This is a genomic window from Pseudomonas sp. S8 (genome assembly GCF_050473925.1).
GTDB lineage: Bacteria > Pseudomonadota > Gammaproteobacteria > Pseudomonadales > Pseudomonadaceae > Aquipseudomonas > Aquipseudomonas parakoreensis.
Genome location: NZ_JBFDVZ010000016.1, coordinates 5,447,864 through 5,467,848, shown reverse-complemented (window position 1 = coordinate 5,467,848; position 19,985 = coordinate 5,447,864). Strand labels below are relative to the sequence as shown.

Genomic DNA, 19,985 nt, shown 5'->3' with positions numbered 1-19,985 from the left:
ATTCTTCGGCGGCGGCGCATCACTTCCACTGCAGAAAGAGGTCGGCAATTATGCAGATTGCGAAAAAATTTTCAACCTGCTTTTATGATTGTTTTGCCCAAGGAGCACCCGATGGACTATCGCCAGCTAGGCCGTACCGACCTGAACGTGAGTGCAATCTGCCTCGGCACCATGACCTGGGGCGAGCAAAACACTGAAGCTGAAGCCTTCGCCCAGATCGAGCGGGCCAAGGAAGCCGGGATCAATTTCATCGACACCGCCGAGATGTACCCGGTGCCGCCGAAAGCCGAAACCTACGCCACCACCGAGCGCTACATCGGCAATTATTTCAAAAGCCGTGGTGATCGTGCCGACTGGATCCTCGCCAGCAAGATCGCCGGCCCGGGCAACACCATCGACTACATCCGCGACAAAAACCTGCGCCACAACCGCCAGCACATCACCGAGGCGGTGGATGCCAGCCTCAAGCGCCTGCAGACCGATTACATCGACCTCTACCAGTTGCACTGGCCGGAGCGCAGCACCAACTTTTTCGGACAACTGGGCTACAAACACAAGATCGAAGCCAACCTGACGCCGCTCGAAGACACCCTCGAAGCGCTCGACGAACAGGTCAAGGCCGGCAAGATCCGCCACATCGGCCTGTCCAACGAGACGCCGTGGGGCACCATGCGCTTCCTTGCCCTGGCCGAAGCCCGGGGCTGGCCGCGCGCGGTGTCGATCCAGAACCCGTACAACCTGCTCAACCGCAGCTTCGAGATCGGCTTGGCGGAAATCGCCATCCGCGAACAGTGCGGCCTGCTCGCCTACTCGCCGCTGGCGTTCGGTTTCCTGACCGGCAAGTACGAAGGCGGCGCGCGTCCGCCGAAAGGTCGCCTGAGCCTCTACAGCCGCTTCAGCCGCTATTTCAACGCGCAATCGGAAGCGGCCTGCAGCCGTTACGTGGCCCTGGCCCGTGAACACGGTCTTGATCCGGCGCAGATGGCCCTTGCATTCGTCACCCAGCAACCGTTCGTCACCAGCAACATCATTGGCGCGACGACGCTGGAGCAACTGGACAGCAACATTGCCAGTTTTGATCTGAAGCTTTCCGATGAGGTGCTGGCAGGGATCGAGGCGATCCACAAGGATCATCCGAACCCGGCGCCTTGATCAACCGTTAAAAGCTTCGCGAGCAGGCTCGCTCCCACAGGTACAGCGTGATCCCTGTGGGAGCGAGCCTGCTCGCGAAGGGGCTCGTCAATTCACCGCAGAACTCACAGCGACCGCGCAATGATCTCCTTCATGATTTCATTGGTACCGGCATAGATCCGCTGCACCCGTGCATCCGCCCACGCCCGGGCCACCGGGTATTCCCACATGAAGCCGTAGCCGCCATGCAACTGCACGCACTCGTCGAGCACCTTGCATTGCAGGTCGGTGCCCCAGTATTTGGCCATCGCTGCTGTCGGCACATCCAGCTTGCCCTGCAGATGCAGCTCCAGGCACTTGTCGACAAAGACCCGGCCGATCTGAATCTCGGTGGCCATTTCCGCCAGTTTGAAGCGGGTGTTCTGGAAGTCGGCGATCGCCTTGCCAAACGCCTTGCGATCACGGGTGTAATCCAGCGTCCATTGCAGTGCCGCTTCGGCTGAGGCCAGACCACCAATCGCCACGGTCAGACGCTCCTGTGGCAATTCCTGCATCAAATAGGCAAACCCCGCTCCGGCCTGCCCCAGCAGATTTTCCTGGGGGACACGCACGTCCTGGAAGAACAATTCCGACGTGTCCTGCGCCTTCATTCCGACCTTCTCCAAGCGTCTGCCCTTCTCGAAGCCCGGCGTATTCGCCTCTACCACAAACAGACTGGTGCCCTTGGCGCCGGCTTTCGGATCAGTCTTGGCGACCACGATCACCAGGTCAGCGAGGAAGCCGTTGGTGATGAAAGTCTTGGAGCCGTTGATCACATACTCGTCGCCGTCCAGCACTGCGGTGGTCTTGACCCCTTGCAGGTCGGAGCCCGCACCCGGTTCGGTCATGGCAATCGCACTGACCATCTCGCCCGAGACCAGTTTCGGCAGGTACTTGTGCTTCAGCGCTTCGCTGCCGTAATGCAGGATATACGGCGCGACGATGTCCGAATGCAGCGAAAAGCCGATACCGGTCAGACCCAGACGACCGACCTCTTCGATCACCACAGCGCTGTACAGGAAGTCCGCGCCCAGGCCGCCATACTCCTCCGGCAGGTGCGAGCAGAGCATCCCCGCCTCCCCCGCCTTGTTCCACAGTTTGCGGTCGATGTGGCCTTGTTTCTCCCATTGCGCATGGAACGGCACGGCCTCTTTTTCGAGGAAGGTTCGTACGCTGTCGCGGAACAATTCGTGCTCGGAGCTGAACAAGGTTCTGGGGATCATGCGGCACCTTTCATTGTTGTTGGAAGAATATGACCTTCAGAGACTAAGCCTCACCTCCGACACAGGACACTGGACACATCCGACAAAAAATAAGACGATCCAGCCGTCTGGTGACCACTTTCCCTTATAAAAACAAAACAAAAGTTGAATTATGTCCAAGCAAGTCTCCACGCCCTTGCGGCGCGTCAGCATCCTGGCAATCGACCGGGTTTTCGCATCCACCCTCATGCAGGCCAAGGATTTCTTCCATCTGGCCAGCCTGCGTTACGGTAAACAACTGGGCCACGGCCTGACACCGGCGTTCGAAACCCGGCTGGTCAGCCCCGACGGCAAACCGGTGAACAGCTTCAGTGACGTGATGATGCCGGTGGACGGCGGCCTGGAAAACGCCGACGTCATCATCCTCCCGGCGTTCTGGGACGATTTCGATACGCTGTGCGGCCGTTATCCACAGATCCTGCCGTGGCTGCGCGAGCAGCACGCCCGTGGCGCCGTGCTCTGCGGCGAAGCCACCGGGGTGTTCTGGCTGGCCGAGGCCGGGCTGCTCAACGGCAAGGAAGCGACCACTTACTGGCGCTTCTTCAATGCCTTCGCCGAGCGCTTTCCCAAGGTGTACCTCAATCAGGACAAGCACCTGACCGACGCCGACAACCTGTATTGCGCCGGCGGCACCACCTCGGCCTGCGACCTGTATATCTACCTGATCGAACGCTTCTGCGGTGCCAACGTGGCGCAAGCCGTGGCCCGCGACATTCTGTATGAAGTGCAGCGCAGTTATTCGCCGGGACGTATCGGTTTCGGCGGGCAGAAGCTGCACCAGGACGTGATCATCCTGCAGATCCAGCACTGGCTCGAAGAGCATTTCGCCGACAAGTTCCGCTTCGAAGACGTGGCCCGCGAGCACGGCATGAGCATCCGCAACTTCATGCGCCGCTTCCAGACCGCGACTGGCGACAAGCCGCTGCACTACCTGCAACGCCTGCGCATCGAGACTGCCAAAGGTCTGTTGTCGGGCAGCCGCAAGAGCATCAAGACCATCAGTTATGAGGTCGGCTACGACGATGCGAGCTTCTTTGCGCGGCTGTTCCGCCAGCACACCGAGCTGTCGCCGAACCAGTATCGGCAGCAGTTTCAGCAGGCTGCGTAGGCCCCTGAGCAAATACAAATCCTGTGGGAGCTGGCTTGCCAGCGATGGCGTCGTGTCAGGTGATATCTATTTCTCTGACAAACCGCTATCGCTGGCAAGCCAGCTCCCACAGGGATCGCAGTGCATTACAGATTTTCTTCAGCGCAAAAAAAGGGCCTGCAATTGCAGGCCCTTTTTATTCGCCGAATCTGTTTAAGGCTTGTGCGCCCGGGACAGGAATTCGTGCGATTGCATCTCCAGCAGACGGCTCAGCGTACGCTGAAATTCGAACGTCAGGCGCCCGCCGGTGTACAGGTCTTTCAACTCGACTTCGGCAGAAATGATCAGCTTGACGTTTCGATCGTAGAACTCGTCGACCATGTTGATGAAACGCCGGGCGATGTCGTCGGTGGTGACGCTCATCTGTTCGACACCACTGAGCAGCACCGCGTGGAAGATCTTGCCCAGCTCAATGTAGTCGTTCTGGCTGCGCGGGCCGTCGCACAGTTCGCGGAAGTCAAACCAGGCCACGTCGTCACAGGTGCGCAGGGCACGGATTTCGCGGTTCTCAATGATCAGCACATCGTTTTCCACCGCCGCCGTGCATTCCGGCGTCAATGCCTTGAAGCTCTTGCGCAGGCTTTCGTGGGCCGCTTCGTCCAGCGGATAGTGGAACAGCTCCGCTTGTTCGAGATGGCGCAAACGGTAGTCGACGCCGCTGTCGACGTTGACGATTTCGGTGTTCTGCTTGATCAGCGCAATGGCCGGCAAGAAACGCGCGCGCTGCAGGCCGTCCTTGTACAGGCCGTCCGGAACGATGTTCGAGGTCGCGACCAGGGTCACGCCGTTCTTGAACAGCTCTTCCATCAGCGTGCCGAGGATCATCGCGTCGGTGATGTCCGAGACGAAGAATTCATCGAAGCAGATCACTCGCGACTCGGTCGCAAAGCGCTTGGCGATGATGGTCAGCGGGTTTTTCTCGCCGCCGAGGGTTTTCATCTCTTCGTGCACGCGCTTCATGAAGCGGTGGAAGTGAGTGCGGGTCTTTTCCTTGAACGGCAGCGCTTCGAAGAAGGTGTCGACCAGGTAAGTCTTGCCGCGCCCCACGCCGCCCCAGAAGTACAGGCCCTTGACCGGCGTCTGATCCTTCTTGCCAAACAGTTTGCCCAGCAAACCCGGCTTGTTCTGCTCGGCCGCGATCAGATCGTCGTACAGGCGCTGCAGATGACGCACAGCAGTTTCCTGCGCGGCGTCATGGAAGAAGTCCGGGCGTTTCAGATCAGCTTGGTATCGTTCTAGGGGCGTCATAATTCGTTAGCAAGGCAACAAAAACGGGCCGTCACTGTAGCGACGGCCCGTGGGAATGGCAATCAGCCCTTGGTCGGGCCGCACCGTTGTTTAGTCCTGAACCGGGGTCAGCGCTACGCGCAAAGCTTCGATCGCGGCGTCCCGCGCAGCAGCATCAGCGAACGCCGGGCTGTCGCCAACGCACTCGCCTTCCAGCCACACGCTAAAGCTCAGGTCTTGATTGCGGATGTCCAGCGCCTGACCGGTTTGCAGTTGCTTGGTCACCTGGCCGGCGGTTTTGCCGTCGGCGAAGTTACGCGACAGCAGCAGTTGCTCGCCATCGGCCGCCAGCAGACGGAAACGGAAGCTGCCGTCGTCTTCACGGAAACTGACGAAACGTGCAGCTTTCACGGCTTTCTTTTTGGTGGTCGCCGCGACTTGCACCTGATTGACGAACGAACGCAGGCCAACCGCTTCACGCAGTTCGTTGAGGAACGGCGTCGCCACCGCACGGGCCTTTTTCGCACCGTGTTGCAGGATGTCTTCCAGATCCGCCGGGCGCTCGATCAGTTGGTGATAGCGTTCGCGAGACTCGCCCAGTTCTTTGTCGAGCAACTGGAACAGACGGTTCTTCGCCTCGCCCCAACCCAGACCGCCGAGCAGTTCGCTGCGGAATTCGTCAGCCTGCGCCGGTGTGGCGAAGGCCTGGAACAGAGTGAACAGGTGCGAGTTGTCCGGATCTTTGGCTTCGCCCGGCGCTTTGGAGTCGGTGACGATCCGCGAGATCGCGTCCTTCATCTCTTTGGCGCTGGAGAACAGCGGGATGGTGTTGTCGTAGCTCTTCGACATCTTGCGCCCGTCGAGGCCGGGCAAGGTCGCCACGCTCTCCTCGATCAGCGCTTCAGGCATGGTGAAAAACTCTTTGCCCTGGCCGAACAGGTGGTTGAAGCGCTGGCCGATGTCTCGGGCCATTTCCACGTGCTGGATCTGGTCACGACCGACCGGGACCTTGTGCGCGTTGAACATCAGAATGTCCGCCGCCATCAGCACCGGGTAGCTGTAGAGGCCCATGGTGATGCCGGCATCCGGGTCTTCACCGCTCTCGACGTTCTTGTCCACCGAGGCCTTGTAGGCGTGCGCCCGGTTGAGCAGGCCTTTGGCGGCGACGCAGGTCAGCAGCCAGGTCAGCTCAGGGATTTCCGGGATGTCGGACTGGCGATAGAAGGTCACACGGTCGACATCCAGGCCACCGGCCAGCCAGGTCGCGGCGATTTCCAGACGCGAGCGCTGGATGCGCAGCGGGTCATCGCATTTGATCAGGGCGTGGTAGTCGGCCAGGAAGTAGAACGAGTCGGCATTGCTGTCGCGGCTGGCGAGGATCGCCGGGCGGATGGCGCCGGCGTAGTTGCCCAGGTGCGGCGTGCCGGTGGTGGTGATGCCGGTGAGGATACGGGTACGGTTCGTCATGGGTAATCGCTTGTCAGACTGCAATCAATTCGAGAGACGCGGCAGGATCAGATCCTTGAGATCGGTCAGCTTGCCATGAAAAAAGTGTCCGCATTCTGCCACTTTCAGCAGCTCATGGGGGCGCTTGAGTTGTTCCGACCAGTCGTAGACCAGCTGCGGATCGATCACTTCGTCGGTTTCCGGCTGGATCACGGTCAGCTCGCCGTGCTGTGGCAGTTGATCCTGATCGCCCAGGCGCATCACCGCCGGCGCGACCATGAACAGCTGCTTGAGCTGCACGCCTTGGGCTTCGAGACGACCGCCGAGACTTGCTGCAACAAATCCGCCGAAGGAGAAACCGAACAGGGTCAGCGGCAGATCCGGGTGTTTTTCCCGCAGCCAGGCGGCAGCGGCCTGGGCGTCGTCGACTTCACCGCTGCCCATGTCGTGGGAGCCTTCGCTGGCACCGACGCCGCGATAGTTGAAGCGCAAAGTAATCAGGCCGGCGTCGCGCGCGGTGCGCTGCAGGGTCGAGACGACCTTGTTGAGCATGGTGCCGCCCTGCACCGGGTTCGGATGGCAGATCAGCGCGATGCCGATTGGCTGCTCGCTATCCAGATACAACGCTTCGATATGGCCGACTGGGCCATCAATCACTACAGGGGTTTCACGCATCAGCAAGGAAGGAACTCCGTGACCTCGAATCGGGTCGACTCGTCTAGCAAATTGTCTGTGCCAATCTATTGCGAGTGAATCGCGGTATACAGCGCAGGTTCGAGCCGTTAACGTAAAGCAAAGCCGTTTATAGAGGAAGGACTCGTGGAACACTCGCTCTTAGTTTGGTTGTTACCGACTCTTGCCCTGGTTGTGGGTGTCGCCATTGGATTCCTGATCGCTCGCGTCGCACCGAATGCCGCGCCGAGCCGCACGCAGCGTCAACTGGATGATATCCAGGAGCGTTTCGACAGCTACCAAAACGAGGTGGTCACCCACTTCAACAGCACCGCGATGCTGGTCAAGAAGCTGACCCAGAGCTATCAGGAAGTGCAGGATCATCTCGCCGAGGGCGCCAACCGCCTGGCCCTGGACGAGCAGACCCGTCAACGCCTGATCGCCGCCTTGCACGCCGATGCCGCCCAGGCACCGCGCGAACGCCTGACGCCGCCGCGCGATCAGGAGCCGCCGCGTGATTACGCGCCAAAAGCCCCGAACTCACCGGGCATGCTCGATGAGCATTACGGTCTGAAGAAGTAATCGGGTTTCGCGCCCAATAAAAAGCCCCCGGACAATTCGGTTGTCTGGGGGCTTTTTTGTATCTGTTGAGTTTGGGGTGCCTGCACGGGCCCAGTAACAGGAGCTGTCGAGTGAAACGAGGCTGCGATCTTTTTGATCTTGTTGTTGAAAGCTGAAGATCAAAAGATCGCAGCGTGCCGCAGCTCCTACAGGGCGACTACGTTCGGGCAAAAAAATGCCCGGTCACAAGACCGGGCATTTCTTCACTCAAGCATTCAGTTACGGATACTGCTGAACCGTACCCGGCTGTTGCTGCTGACCACCATACTGCTGACCCGGAATCGCCTTCAGGTTGACCTCGACGCGGCGGTTCTGCGCGCGGCCATTGACGTCACCGTTGCTGGCAATCGGGTTATCCGGGCCGGCGCCACGGGCCGACAGGTTGGCACCGCTGACACCTTGCGAGGTCAGGTAAGTTGCCACGCTCTGCGCACGACGCTGGGACAAGTCCATGTTGTGCTGGCGGCTGCCGGTGCTGTCGGTGTAGCCGACGATTTCGATCTGGTTCTGGTTGAACTCTTTCAGCGAGTTCGCCAGGTTGTTCAGCGGTTGGTAGAAGCTCGGTGCGATGTTCGCCGAATCAGTGGCGAAGGTGATGTTGCCCGGCATGATCAGTTTGATCTGATCGCCTTGGCGCTGCACTTCAACCCCGGTATTGGCCATGCTGGCGCGCAGCTTTTTCTCTTGCTGGTCGGCGTAGTAACCGTAACCGGCGGCCGAAGCACCGACCACCGCCGCGCCGATCAAGGCGCCCTTGCCACGGTTGTTGTGGTCGATGGCGGCACCTGCCAATGCACCGGCCAGAGCGCCGAGGCCACCGTATTTGGCAGTTTTGCTCATGCCTTGCGAGCCACCGTCGGCCTGCCCCTGATTGTCATACGGGTTGGGCGAGGCGCAACCGGCCAACATGGCCACAGCGGTAGCAACAATAATCAAACGAGGCGTGGTGAACATGAAGAGCTCCTGGTTTTTGCATTTTGTGTGGCAGCGGCCCTAGGCAATAGACCTGTGCGGGCGTTGGATCATGACAATGCCGAAAAATTCCGCCGCACACTCGTGACAAAATGTTTAGGCGCGCACGAACGGGTTTTCGCGCATTTCATCTCCGAGACGCGTGTCCGGACCATGCCCGGCAACCACGATGGCGTCTTCGTCGAGCGTGTACAGTCGCTGCTTGATCGATCGCACGATGGTCGCCTGATCGCCGCCCCACAAATCCGTGCGCCCTACCCCGCGACGAAACAACGTGTCGCCGGCAATCAACAGCTTAGCCTCGGAAAACCAAAAGCTCATGGAACCGGGCGTATGTCCCGGTGTATGCAGCGCCACACCGCAGCCACAGGCCAGTTCTTCATCGTCGCTCAACCAGCGATCCGGCGACGGCACCGGTGTGTACGGCACACCAAACATCTGGCATTGCATCTCAAGGTTGTCCCACAGGAACTGGTCTTCCTTGTGCAGATGCAAGGTTGCGCCGGTTTTCTCTTTCATCTGCCCGGAAGCGAGGAAGTGATCGAGGTGCGCGTGGGTGTGGATGATGCTGACGACTTGCAGACCATGGGCATCAAGGCGCGCCATGATCAGGTCAGGATTGCCGCCTGGGTCGACGACGATGGCTTTTTTGCTGATCGGGTCGCCGATGATTGTGCAGTTGCACTGGAGCGGGCCGACGGGGAAGGTTTCGCGAATCAGAGTTGGGCTCGGGGCGGTCATGGAAAATCCTGGACGAACGGTCGTAAGGCTTATTTCAGAATTCTACTGCACATGCCGATACAATTTGCCCGGTCAGTTATTTGACGCCACTAATCCGAAAAAATGATGGCTTAATGATGTCAAATGTATTGTTTCTGGTGCAAAATCGCATTTTTTTGTAGCGGTCGCATTCAGGAAGGGCCGCAGCGCACTCAGGAAATCCCCGCATGCCTACGCCTATTACGTTCTCCTTCGCGTTCCCCGCCTCACTGACTGGCAATGCTGTCGTCGACAGCCTGATTGGCGGTAAATACTGGCTGGGCTCCACTTGGCCACTGGGTGGGACGACCAGTCTGAGCTATAGTTTTATGGCTCCAGAGACCTCGTATTTCGCCACTAACTACAGTCCGAAAAACGAATATAACGCGCTGTATGAACTGACGTCCGCGCAAAAAACTGCGATCACCAGTGCACTGGGTGCATGGAGTGCCGTCGCCAACCTGACGTTCACGCTGACCAGCGACAACATCAACAATGTTGGCGACTTGCGTTTTGGTGGCTATCGGTTGATGGACAACAAGACTGCAGCCTGGGCCTACTTTCCTGACAACCTTCCGGCCGCCGGTGACGTCTGGGTCGGCACAGAAACCAGCGACCCTAATCCAATCAAGGGCACTTACGACTACATGACGTTCGTGCATGAAATCGGCCATGCGCTGGGTCTCAAGCATCCCTTCGATACCAGTGCGACCAACAAGACCCTACTGGATCCGTCGCTGGATGATGCTCACTTCACAGTGATGAGCTACAACAGCAACTATTCCTATCAGCCGACAACACCAATGGTGCTGGACATCATTGCGATGCAGAGTCTGTATGGCGCAAACATGCTCTGGCAAACCGGCGACAACTACTACAAGTGGGATGCCAACCAGTCGGTTTTTGAAACAATTTGGGACGCAGGTGGTAACGACACCATTGATGGCAGCAATCAACTGACATTCGTCAATATCAACCTCAATGAAGGCACCTACAGCAAGATCGGCAAAGCATTCACGGATTTGACCAACAACACCCAGATCAATGACGGCCTGGCGATTGCTTTTGGCGCCAAAATCGAAAACGCCATTGGCTCGGTATTCAACGACACGCTGACAGGCAACGCGCTGAACAATGTTCTCAATGGTATGGAGGGCGCCGACACCATGGACGGCGGCGCCGGGAATGACACTTATTACGTCGACAACATCGGAGACGTGGTTATCGAGCGTGGTACATCGGCCTCGGAAATAGACACTGTGATGTCGACATTGAGCTATTCCCTGGGCACCAACCTGGAAAATCTCACACTGCTGGGTACCGCAAACATCAACGGCACCGGCAATGAGCGAAACAATGTCATAACCGGCAACAGCGGCGACAATATCCTCGACGGTGGCACCGGTATTGACCGCATGATCGGCGGCGCCGGCAACGACACCTACATCGTCGACAACTCGAGCGACGTGATCGTCGAAACCAGCACCCTCGCCAGCGAAATCGACACCGTGCGTTCCTCGGTCAACTGGGTGCTGGGCGCCAACCTGGAAAACCTCACGCTGACCGGCACCGGCAATATCGCCGGCTACGGCAACGCCCTGGACAACGTGATCATCGGCAACGATGGCAACAACGAACTCAGCGGCCAAGGGGGGCTCGACACCCTGATCGGCGGCAAGGGCGACGACGCCTACCTGGTCGATCAAATCGGTGAGCTGGCGCTGGTCAAGGAACTGGCCAACGAGGGTACTGACACCCTTTATGTCACCTACGCTGCCACGGCGCAGACCAACACCGTCGACCTGAGCACCAGCAACCTGCAGAACTTCGAGAACGTCACCCTGCTCGGCGCCGGCCAGTTCAATATCATCGGCAACGACCTGAACAACACCCTGCTGGGCAACGCCGACGCCAACACCCTCAACGGTGGTGCCGGCGACGACCTCCTTGATGGTCGTGCAGGCGCCGATACCCTGATCGGTGGCACCGGCAACGACACTTACATCGTCGACAACTCGGGCGACGTGATCGTCGAAACCAGCACCCTCGCCAGCGAAATCGACACCGTGCGTTCCTCGGTCAACTGGGTGCTGGGCGCCAACCTGGAAAACCTCACGCTGACCGGCACCGGCAATATCGCCGGCTACGGCAACGCCCTGGACAACGTGATCATCGGCAACGATGGCAACAACGAACTCAGCGGCCAGGGGGGGCTCGACACCCTGATCGGCGGCAAGGGCAACGATGCCTACCTGGTCGATCAAATCGGTGAGCTGGCGCTGGTCAAGGAACTGGCCAACGAGGGCACCGACACTATTTACATCACCTACACCTCCACGGAGCAGACCAACACGGTCGATCTGAGCACCAGCAACCTGCTGAACTTCGAGAACGTCACCCTGCTCGGCGCCGGTCAGTTCAACGTCATCGGCAATGCCTCCAACAACACCCTTACCGGCAACAGCGGTGACAACATCCTCGACGGCGGTGCCGGTATCGACCGCATGATCGGCGGCGCCGGCAACGACACCTACATCGTCGACAACTCGGGCGACGTGATCGTCGAAACCAGCACCCTCGCCAGCGAAATCGACACCGTGCGTTCCTCGGTCAACTGGGTGCTGGGCGCCAACCTGGAAAACCTCACGCTGACCGGCACCGGCAATATCGCCGGCTACGGCAACGCCCTGGACAACGTGATCATCGGCAACGATGGCAACAACGAACTCAGCGGCCAAGGGGGGCTCGACACCCTGATCGGCGGCAAGGGCGACGACGCCTACCTGGTCGATCAAATCGGTGAGCTGGCGCTGGTCAAGGAACTGGCCAACGAGGGTACTGACACCCTTTATGTCACCTACGCTGCCACGGCGCAGACCAATACCGTCGACCTGAGCACCAGCAACCTGCAGAACTTCGAGAACGTCACCCTGCTCGGCGCCGGCCAGTTCAATATCATCGGCAACGACCTGAACAACACCTTGCTGGGCAACGCCGACGCCAACACCCTCAACGGTGGTGCCGGCGCCGACACAATGAAAGGTGGCGCGGGCAACGATACCTACTACGTCGACAATGCTGGCGACGTGATTGTTGAAACCAGTGCCTTGCTTGACGAAATAGACACTGTGATGTCGACATTGAGCTATTCCCTGGGCACCAACCTGGAAAATCTCACACTGCTGGGTACCACAAACATCAACGGAACCGGCAATGAGCGAAACAATGTCATAACCGGCAACAGCGGCGACAATATCCTCGACGGTGGCACCGGTATTGACCGCATGATCGGTGGCACCGGCAACGACACCTACATCGTCGACAACTCGGGCGACGTGATCGTCGAAACCAGCACCCTCGCCAGCGAAATCGACACCGTGCGTTCCTCGGTCAACTGGGTGCTGGGCGCCAACCTGGAAAACCTCACGCTGACCGGCACCGGCAATATCGCTGGCTACGGCAACGCCCTGGACAACGTGATCATCGGCAACGATGGCAACAACGAACTCAGCGGCCAGGGGGGGCTCGACACCCTGATCGGCGGCAAGGGCGACGACGCCTACCTGGTCGATCAAATCGGTGAGCTGGCGCTGGTCAAGGAACTGGCCAACGAGGGCACCGACACTATTTACATCACCTACGCCTCCACGGAGCAGACCAATACTGTCGATCTGAGCACCAGCAACCTGCTGAACTTCGAGAACGTCACCCTGCTCGGCGCCGGTCAGTTCAACGTCATCGGCAATGCCTCCAACAACACCCTTACCGGCAACAGCGGTGACAACATCCTCGACGGCGGTGCCGGTATCGACCGCATGATCGGCGGCGCCGGCAACGACACCTACATCGTCGACAACTCGAGCGACGTGATCGTCGAAACCAGCACCCTCGCCAGCGAAATCGACACCGTGCGTTCCTCGGTCAACTGGGTGCTGGGCGCCAACCTGGAAAACCTCACGCTGACCGGCACCGGCAATATCGCCGGCTACGGCAACGCCCTGGACAACGTGATCATCGGCAACGATGGCAACAACGAACTCAGCGGCCAGGGGGGGCTCGACACCCTGATCGGCGGCAAGGGCGACGACGCCTACCTGGTCGATCAAATCGGTGAGCTGGCGCTGGTCAAGGAACTGGCCAACGAGGGTACTGACACCCTTTATGTCACCTACGCTGCCACGGCGCAGACCAACACCGTCGACCTGAGCACCAGCAACCTGCAGAACTTCGAGAACGTCACCCTGCTCGGCGCCGGCCAGTTCAATATCATCGGCAACGACCTGAACAACACCCTGCTGGGCAACGCCGACGCCAACACCCTCAACGGTGGTGCCGGCGACGACCTCCTTGATGGTCGTGCAGGCGCCGATACCCTGATCGGTGGCACCGGCAACGACACTTACATCGTCGACAACTCGGGCGACGTGATCGTCGAAACCAGCACCCTCGCCAGCGAAATCGACACCGTGCGTTCCTCGGTCAACTGGGTGCTGGGCGCCAACCTGGAAAACCTCACGCTGACCGGCACCGGCAATATCGCCGGCTACGGCAACGCCCTGGACAACGTGATCATCGGCAACGATGGCAACAACGAACTCAGCGGCCAGGGGGGGCTCGACACCCTGATCGGCGGCAAGGGCAACGATGCCTACCTGGTCGATCAAATCGGTGAGCTGGCGCTGGTCAAGGAACTGGCCAACGAGGGCACCGACACTATTTACATCACCTACACCTCCACGGAGCAGACCAACACGGTCGATCTGAGCACCAGCAACCTGCTGAACTTCGAGAACGTCACCCTGCTCGGCGCCGGTCAGTTCAACGTCATCGGCAATGCCTCCAACAACACCCTTACCGGCAACAGCGGTGACAACATCCTCGACGGCGGTGCCGGTATCGACCGCATGATCGGCGGCGCCGGCAACGACACCTACATCGTCGACAACTCGGGCGACGTGATCGTCGAAACCAGCACCCTCGCCAGCGAAATCGACACCGTGCGTTCCTCGGTCAACTGGGTGCTGGGCGCCAACCTGGAAAACCTCACGCTGACCGGCACCGGCAATATCGCCGGCTACGGCAACGCCCTGGACAACGTGATCATCGGCAACGATGGCAACAACGAACTCAGCGGCCAGGGGGGGCTCGACACCCTGATCGGCGGCAAGGGCGACGACGCTTACCTGGTCGATCAAATCGGTGAGCTGGCGCTGGTCAAGGAACTGGCCAACGAGGGTACTGATACCCTTTATGTCACCTACGCTGCCACGGCGCAGACCAACACCGTCGACCTGAGCACCAGCAACCTGCAGAACTTCGAGAACGTCACCCTGCTCGGCGCCGGCCAGTTCAATATCATCGGCAACGACCTGAACAACACCTTGCTGGGCAACGCCGACGCCAACACCCTCAACGGTGGTGCCGGCGACGACCTCCTTGATGGTCGTGCAGGCGCCGATACCCTGATCGGTGGCACCGGCAACGACACCTACATCGTCGACAACTCGGGCGACGTGATCGTCGAAACCAGCACCCTCGCCAACGAAATCGACACCGTGCGTTCCTCGGTCAACTGGGTGCTGGGCGCCAACCTGGAAAACCTCACGCTGACCGGCACCGGCAATATCGCCGGCTACGGCAACGCCCTGGACAACGTGATCATCGGCAACGATGGCAACAACGAACTCAGCGGCCAGGGGGGGCTCGACACCCTGATCGGCGGCAAGGGCAACGACGCCTACCTGGTCGATCAAATCGGTGAGCTGGCGCTGGTCAAGGAACTGGCCAACGAGGGCACCGACACTATTTACATCACCTACGCCTCCACGGAGCAGACCAATACTGTCGATCTGAGCACCAGCAACCTGCTGAACTTCGAGAACGTCACCCTGCTCGGCGCCGGTCAGTTCAACGTCATCGGCAATACGTCTAACAACACACTGATTGGCAACAGCAGCAACAACACTCTGGATGGCGGTCTCGGTACGGACACTTTTACCGGCGGAGCAGGCGCGGACATTTTCAGGTTCAGCGCTCTCAACGATATGGGCAAAGACTCCAGCCGTGATGTCATTACCGACTTCAACAGCCTGCAAGGCGACAAAATCGACTTGAAACTCATCGACGCGAACTTGCTTCAGAATGGTCTCAATGGTTTTACATTCATTGGTTCGAATGAGTTTTCGGGAGCCGGGCAGTTGCGCTTCGTTGATCACGTTCTGTCAGGGAATGTCAGCGGCAACAGCGGAGCCGATTTTGAAATTCAACTGGTTGGCGTCAACAGCTTCAGTGCCAATGATTTGTTGGCCTGACGGGAAAACAGACCTGCGAAGAAATAGATAAAAAACGCCCCGACTGGCTCGGGGCGTTTTTTTGTCGATGTTTTATGCCTAGCTCAGGACTCCGAGGGCCTTAGCCCGCGCCACCGCTTGCGTACGCCGCTCAACGCCAAGTTTGCTGTTGATATGACTCGCATGGGTTTTCACCGTGTGCAGTGAAATGAACAGCTGCTCACTGATCTCCTGATTGGAACAGCCTTGGGCAATCAAACGCAGCACCGCCAGCTCCCGGCTGCTGAGTTGTTCGGTAGCGGTGGACTCGGCCACTGGACGAGTAGCCACCAGCGGAAAATGCGCCAATAAGTGCTGTCCGGCCAGCGCAGGTGAAGCGTGCAATTGGCTGCGCAACCAGTCCGGATGTTCTCTGACGAGGGCGTCAAACGGCTGTATCACGCCGCCCGCCGCCGCTTCCAGCGCCTGACTCAAGACCTTGCGTGCTTCCGTTTCGCGGCCAGTGCCCAGCAATAAGGCGACCTTCTGCGCCAGCGCCATTACACACAGCAACTGTCGACCGGTTTGCTGACCGTTTTCCAGCAGCACATTCAAGCGCCCTTCGGCAAGCATCGGCTGCCCTTTGATAACATCGAGCAACGCCTGCTGCAGTTCGACGTGCAAAGGCAACTGTGGATGAAACTCCGGCGGCGCTGCCGCACGTTCTCCGGTGTAGGTCTGACCAAGACGCGCCAGCCAGGCCTCGGCCAGATCGGTACGGCCCTGCACCAGCCACAGTTCGCATTTGACCAGGGTGATCATTGCCAGATAGTAGATCGGCGGGACGTCCCAGATGTGCATCAGGCGCTCGGCTTCGGCAAGTTCGGCAAAGGCTTTGGCAAACTCGCCGGCACCGCCGTCCAGACGGGCGATCACGCAGTGGCCGATCAACACACTGATATCGCGGCAAGCCCGCGCTTCCGCCACACCGCTCAGCAACCGCGCCCGGGCCTGCTGGGGTTGCAAGCGCATGGACAACAGAAAACCTTCGTACAGCGTCAGCCGCGCACGTACCGCATACAGACGTTGCGGGGACAGTCCACGCAACCGTTCCAGGCCCTGATGCACCTCATCCAGCGCGCGCAATATTTCCCCGCGCGACTGCAGTACCCGTGCCCGGTCGTAATGCGCCAAGGCTTCGAACAACGGATTGCCAACCCGCTGCGCCAGCTCGAGGGATTCGCGATTCAAGCCCCGGGCGCGCCACAGGTCGCCGTCGGCGATCGCCAGATTGGACAAGGTCGACAGGCACATCAGACGTTGCCCGTAACGTTTTACCGGCAGGCTTTCCAGCGCTTCGCTGCAATAGCGGTGAGTCAGTTCACGCTGGCCACGGCCCCGGGCGATGATCCCGCTGAGCGCCAGCCATTGTGCAAGCATCGACTTCTGCGCAGAGGCCGAAGGCGCTGGCAGGAAGCGACTCAAATGACTGGCCAGCTCTTCAGCGGCATCCAACTGACAGGCCAGCCCCAGCGCCCAGCTGTACAGCACGATCAAGCGTGGCGTGCTGATCAGCAGACTGTCGGGCAAGTCCATTTTCCAGCGCAGTAGCATGCCCACGTTCTGCTCGGCGAGCAGTTGCTCCTCGGACAAGTTCTGCACCAGATTCGCCGCCACATCCAGGTGGCCGGCGCGCAAGGCTTGCTCCACGGCTTCGTCGAGCAGCCCTTGAGCATTGAACCAGCGGCAGGCGCGCAAATGCAGGGTCGCCGCTGGTACCAGCGTCTGGGTCACGGGCCGGCTGCGCAGCAGATCGGAAAACAAATGGTGATAGCGATACCAGTGACCGTGCTCGTCCAGTGGTACCAGGAACACCTGATGCGCCAGCAGAAACCGCAGGATTTCGGCGCTGTCGTGGGCTTCACGCACCGCGTCGCACAGCTCGCTGCAGAAGCGTTCCTGAGGCGCGGTGTCGTAGAGAAATGCCTGTACCTCGGAGGGCAGGCAATCGATGACTTCCTCCAGCAGATAGTCGCGAATCAGCCCCTCCCCGCCGTTCAGCGCTTGCGGTAACGCGGCCTCGCTGCCGGCTTCAGATGCCGCCAGCAACCAGAAACGCAGCCCGGCCACCCAGCCTTCGCTGCGCTGGATCAGATTTTCCAGGGCTTCACCGCGCAATGAACTGCTGTGTCGATCAAGCAGGGTCAGTGCTTCGTCATGGGTCAGACGCAGATCCTGCTCGTGCAGTTCCAGCAGTTGTCGCGACAGGCGCAGGCGCGCCAGATGCCAGTCCGGACGCTGCCGACTGGTGACCATGACCAGCAAGCCATCGGGCAAGTGATTGAGGAAAAACTGCAGGCAGCGGTCGAGCACCGGGCCTTGGGCGAGATGGTAATCATCGAGCACCAGCAGCAGTGGCGCCGTTGGCTGCAGTTGCAGCGCCAGCTCATCGAGCAAGCCGTCGAGCCATTCTTCGAAGGCAAACGGCTGATGGCGCTGGCGCATCTTCAACAGGCCCAGCGCGCGACTGCCCAGATTCGGAAAGTAGTCCTGCAGTCCTTCCAGCAAGCGCTCGAGAAAACGTCCCGGATCGTTATCCCGCGGGCTCAGGCCCAACCAGAGGCTTCGCCAGTGCGCTGGCAGGCTCTGACAGAACTCCACCGCCAGCGAGCTCTTGCCGAAGCCTGCTGGAGCGCAGACCAGCAACAGGCGCCCCGCAAGCCCCGCACTCAGGCGCTCACACAGGCGCGGTCGCGACACATGGCCGTCGGGCAACGGCGGGCGAAAAAAACGCCCGTCCAGCGTCGCAACGGCAGCGCTTGCAGGATCCGGAAGCGGGGACAGATCAGTCATGGCCGGCTCTTGTTTGAATGGCGGTTGGCGGCGTAGCAGATGTCCGCAGACTAGCGGTAAACGTAGAGGGTTTGAAGGTTATTGCTACAAATGGCTACAAAAAGACTACGAGCCAGCAGGCGCTCGTGCGCAAAAGCGCGACGCAAAAAAACGCCCCGAACCAGTCGGGGCGTTTTTTCGAGGATGCGGCCTCGGGTCAAAGCTTAGCGGATACCGTCCTGGCCCAGGTTGCCCGGCTGGAATTCGCTCTTGGTGGCAGAGAAGCCGAAGTCATACGCTGATTTCTCTTCGTTCTTCATGCCCAGTGCCAGGTAACGGCCCGATTGCAGGTCGTACAGGGCTTCCAGCGCGTACCACGGCACTTGCTTGTCGTAGTAATCCTCGGCATGCGCCTCGGCCACACGCCACAGCTGACCGCGACCGTCGTAATGGTCGATGACCGCTGCCTGCCAGGTGTCTTCGTCGATGTAGAAGTCACGTTTGGCGTAGATATGGCGCTGACCCGGTTTCAGGGTCGCCACCACGTGCCAGACCCGACGCAGCTCGTAACGGGTCAGATCCTGATTGATGTGGCCAGCCTTGATGATGTCGGCGTACTTGAGGGTCGGCGAGTCGATCTTGTAGCTGTTGGAGGCGATGTACATCTCTTTCTTGCCTTCCAGCGCCCAGTCGTAGCGATCCGGCGCACCGTTGTACATGTCGAGGTTGTCGGAAGTGCGCAGACCATCCGCGGCAGTACCCGGCCCGTCATAGGACACTTGCGGTGCCTGACGTACACGGCGCTGGCCAGTGGCGTAAACCCAGGCCTTGCGCGGTTCCTTCACCTGGTCGAGGGTTTCGTGCACCAGCAGCACGGTACCGGCCAGACGTGCCGGCGCGGTCACTTTCTGCTTGAAGTAGAACAGGATGTTGCCCGGGTTGGCCGGATCGTAATCCTTCATCTTGTCGCGGAACACGAACTGGTCCTGGAAATACACCAGGCTGAACGAGCCGTTGGTTTGCGGCGTGGCTTGGGTGACCAGACGGGTCACGCTGCCACCGCGATAGCGGGTGATGTGGTTCCAGATCACCTCCAGACCGCTTTTCGGAATCGGGAACGGCACGGCGGTGTCGAAGTTTTCCAGACCGTTACCGCCGGCAACCAGATTGGTGGTGGTGGCGTTCTTCCTGATCGCGGCAAACACGTCATCCGGCACGGTCGAACCGCGATGGGACGGGTACACCGGCATCTTGAAGGTATCCGGGTAGCGCTTGAACATCGCGTACTGGCCCGGAGCGAGCTTGGCCTTGTACTGCTCGACGTTCTGCGCGGTGATGGTGAACAGCGGTTTTTCACTGCCGAACGGGTCGGACAGGAAACCCTTGCTGTCGACGGTACCGGCATTTTTCGGCAGCGGTTTCCAGGCCGGAATCGAACCGTCGGCGTTACCAGCCATTTCAGCGCCCATCGGCGTCAGGCTCTTGCCCAGTTTGTCGGCTTCGGCGGCGGGAACGGCCGCCATGACGCTGGTCGCCAGCAGCGACAGCCCCAGAACACCGGCTTGGAACAGACTCTTTGTTATTTTCATATGTGTGTTCGTCCTGAAA

The 19,985-nt window shown here is 59.7% G+C and carries 12 protein-coding genes; 4 read left to right on the top strand and 8 right to left on the bottom strand.

The annotated features are described in order from the left end of the window. Positions 1–111 precede the first annotated feature (111 nt). On the top strand, positions 112–1,152 hold the full coding sequence (locus AB1J88_RS25915; protein ID WP_430292249.1) for an NADP(H)-dependent aldo-keto reductase: 1,041 nt from the start codon (positions 112–114) through the stop codon (positions 1,150–1,152). A gap of 104 nt (positions 1,153–1,256) precedes the next feature. On the opposite strand, the gene AB1J88_RS25910 is transcribed toward AB1J88_RS25915, so the two are convergent. Next, a complete protein-coding gene (locus tag AB1J88_RS25910) occupies positions 1,257–2,393 on the bottom strand; it encodes an acyl-CoA dehydrogenase family protein (protein ID WP_430292247.1) in 1,137 nt (378 codons plus the stop codon). 250 nt (positions 2,394–2,643) lie between these two features. Here AB1J88_RS25910 and AB1J88_RS25905 point away from each other — a divergent pair, with 250 nt between their 5' ends. Further along, positions 2,644–3,540: a GlxA family transcriptional regulator gene (locus AB1J88_RS25905; RefSeq protein WP_179295013.1), complete on the top strand. Its 897-nt coding sequence runs from the start codon at positions 2,644–2,646 to the stop codon at positions 3,538–3,540. A gap of 192 nt (positions 3,541–3,732) precedes the next feature. Here the strand turns inward: AB1J88_RS25905 and zapE are convergent, their stop codons facing one another. The 3 genes from zapE to AB1J88_RS25890 form a co-directional block, all read right to left on the bottom strand. After that, positions 3,733–4,827, bottom strand: a complete 1,095-nt coding sequence (zapE, locus tag AB1J88_RS25900) for a cell division protein ZapE (protein ID WP_041074841.1) — start codon at positions 4,825–4,827, stop codon at positions 3,733–3,735. A 90-nt stretch (positions 4,828–4,917) separates the two neighbouring features. Further along, entirely contained in the window at positions 4,918–6,273 is a 1,356-nt protein-coding gene (locus tag AB1J88_RS25895) for a tryptophan--tRNA ligase (protein ID WP_430292246.1), read from the bottom strand. Positions 6,274–6,297: 24 nt separating this feature from the next. Continuing rightward, positions 6,298–6,927 (bottom strand): alpha/beta hydrolase, encoded by a 630-nt coding sequence (locus AB1J88_RS25890; RefSeq protein WP_414904992.1) that lies wholly within the window; start codon positions 6,925–6,927, stop codon positions 6,298–6,300. A gap of 144 nt (positions 6,928–7,071) precedes the next feature. Here AB1J88_RS25890 and AB1J88_RS25885 point away from each other — a divergent pair, with 144 nt between their 5' ends. Then, positions 7,072–7,506: a YhcB family protein gene (locus tag AB1J88_RS25885; protein ID WP_007961596.1), complete on the top strand. Its 435-nt coding sequence runs from the start codon at positions 7,072–7,074 to the stop codon at positions 7,504–7,506. A gap of 258 nt (positions 7,507–7,764) precedes the next feature. On the opposite strand, the gene AB1J88_RS25880 is transcribed toward AB1J88_RS25885, so the two are convergent. Further along, positions 7,765–8,499 carry an OmpA family protein gene (locus AB1J88_RS25880; protein WP_007961595.1) on the bottom strand — a complete coding sequence of 245 codons (735 nt, stop codon included), beginning with the start codon at positions 8,497–8,499 and terminating at the stop codon, positions 7,765–7,767. 114 nt (positions 8,500–8,613) lie between these two features. After that, positions 8,614–9,258 (bottom strand): MBL fold metallo-hydrolase, encoded by a 645-nt coding sequence (locus AB1J88_RS25875; RefSeq protein WP_430292244.1) that lies wholly within the window; start codon positions 9,256–9,258, stop codon positions 8,614–8,616. A gap of 206 nt (positions 9,259–9,464) precedes the next feature. Between AB1J88_RS25875 and AB1J88_RS25870 the strand changes: the two genes are divergently transcribed. Continuing rightward, complete coding sequence (locus AB1J88_RS25870; RefSeq protein ID WP_430292243.1) at positions 9,465–15,587, top strand: reprolysin-like metallopeptidase; 6,123 nt, start codon at positions 9,465–9,467, stop codon at positions 15,585–15,587. A gap of 78 nt (positions 15,588–15,665) precedes the next feature. On the opposite strand, the gene AB1J88_RS25865 is transcribed toward AB1J88_RS25870, so the two are convergent. Both AB1J88_RS25865 and AB1J88_RS25860 read right to left on the bottom strand, forming a co-directional pair. Next, positions 15,666–18,398: a LuxR C-terminal-related transcriptional regulator gene (locus AB1J88_RS25865; RefSeq protein ID WP_430292242.1), complete on the bottom strand. Its 2,733-nt coding sequence runs from the start codon at positions 18,396–18,398 to the stop codon at positions 15,666–15,668. A gap of 203 nt (positions 18,399–18,601) precedes the next feature. After that, positions 18,602–19,966, bottom strand: a complete 1,365-nt coding sequence (locus AB1J88_RS25860) for a DUF1329 domain-containing protein (protein WP_041072394.1) — start codon at positions 19,964–19,966, stop codon at positions 18,602–18,604. Positions 19,967–19,985 lie beyond the last annotated feature (19 nt).

What these genes read in the sequence shown, in the direction of transcription:
- AB1J88_RS25915 (WP_430292249.1), top strand. Translation starts at nt 112, where the DNA reads ATGGACTATCGCCAGCTAGGCCGTACCGACCTGAACGTGAGTGCAATC.
- AB1J88_RS25910 (WP_430292247.1), bottom strand. Translation starts at nt 2,393, where the DNA reads ATGATCCCCAGAACCTTGTTCAGCTCCGAGCACGAATTGTTCCGCGAC.
- zapE (WP_041074841.1), bottom strand. Translation starts at nt 4,827, where the DNA reads ATGACGCCCCTAGAACGATACCAAGCTGATCTGAAACGCCCGGACTTC.
- AB1J88_RS25895 (WP_430292246.1), bottom strand. Translation starts at nt 6,273, where the DNA reads ATGACGAACCGTACCCGTATCCTCACCGGCATCACCACCACCGGCACG.
- AB1J88_RS25890 (WP_414904992.1), bottom strand. Translation starts at nt 6,927, where the DNA reads ATGCGTGAAACCCCTGTAGTGATTGATGGCCCAGTCGGCCATATCGAA.
- AB1J88_RS25880 (WP_007961595.1), bottom strand. Translation starts at nt 8,499, where the DNA reads ATGTTCACCACGCCTCGTTTGATTATTGTTGCTACCGCTGTGGCCATG.
- AB1J88_RS25875 (WP_430292244.1), bottom strand. Translation starts at nt 9,258, where the DNA reads ATGACCGCCCCGAGCCCAACTCTGATTCGCGAAACCTTCCCCGTCGGC.
- AB1J88_RS25870 (WP_430292243.1), top strand. Translation starts at nt 9,465, where the DNA reads ATGCCTACGCCTATTACGTTCTCCTTCGCGTTCCCCGCCTCACTGACT.
- AB1J88_RS25865 (WP_430292242.1), bottom strand. Translation starts at nt 18,398, where the DNA reads ATGACTGATCTGTCCCCGCTTCCGGATCCTGCAAGCGCTGCCGTTGCG.
- AB1J88_RS25860 (WP_041072394.1), bottom strand. Translation starts at nt 19,966, where the DNA reads ATGAAAATAACAAAGAGTCTGTTCCAAGCCGGTGTTCTGGGGCTGTCG.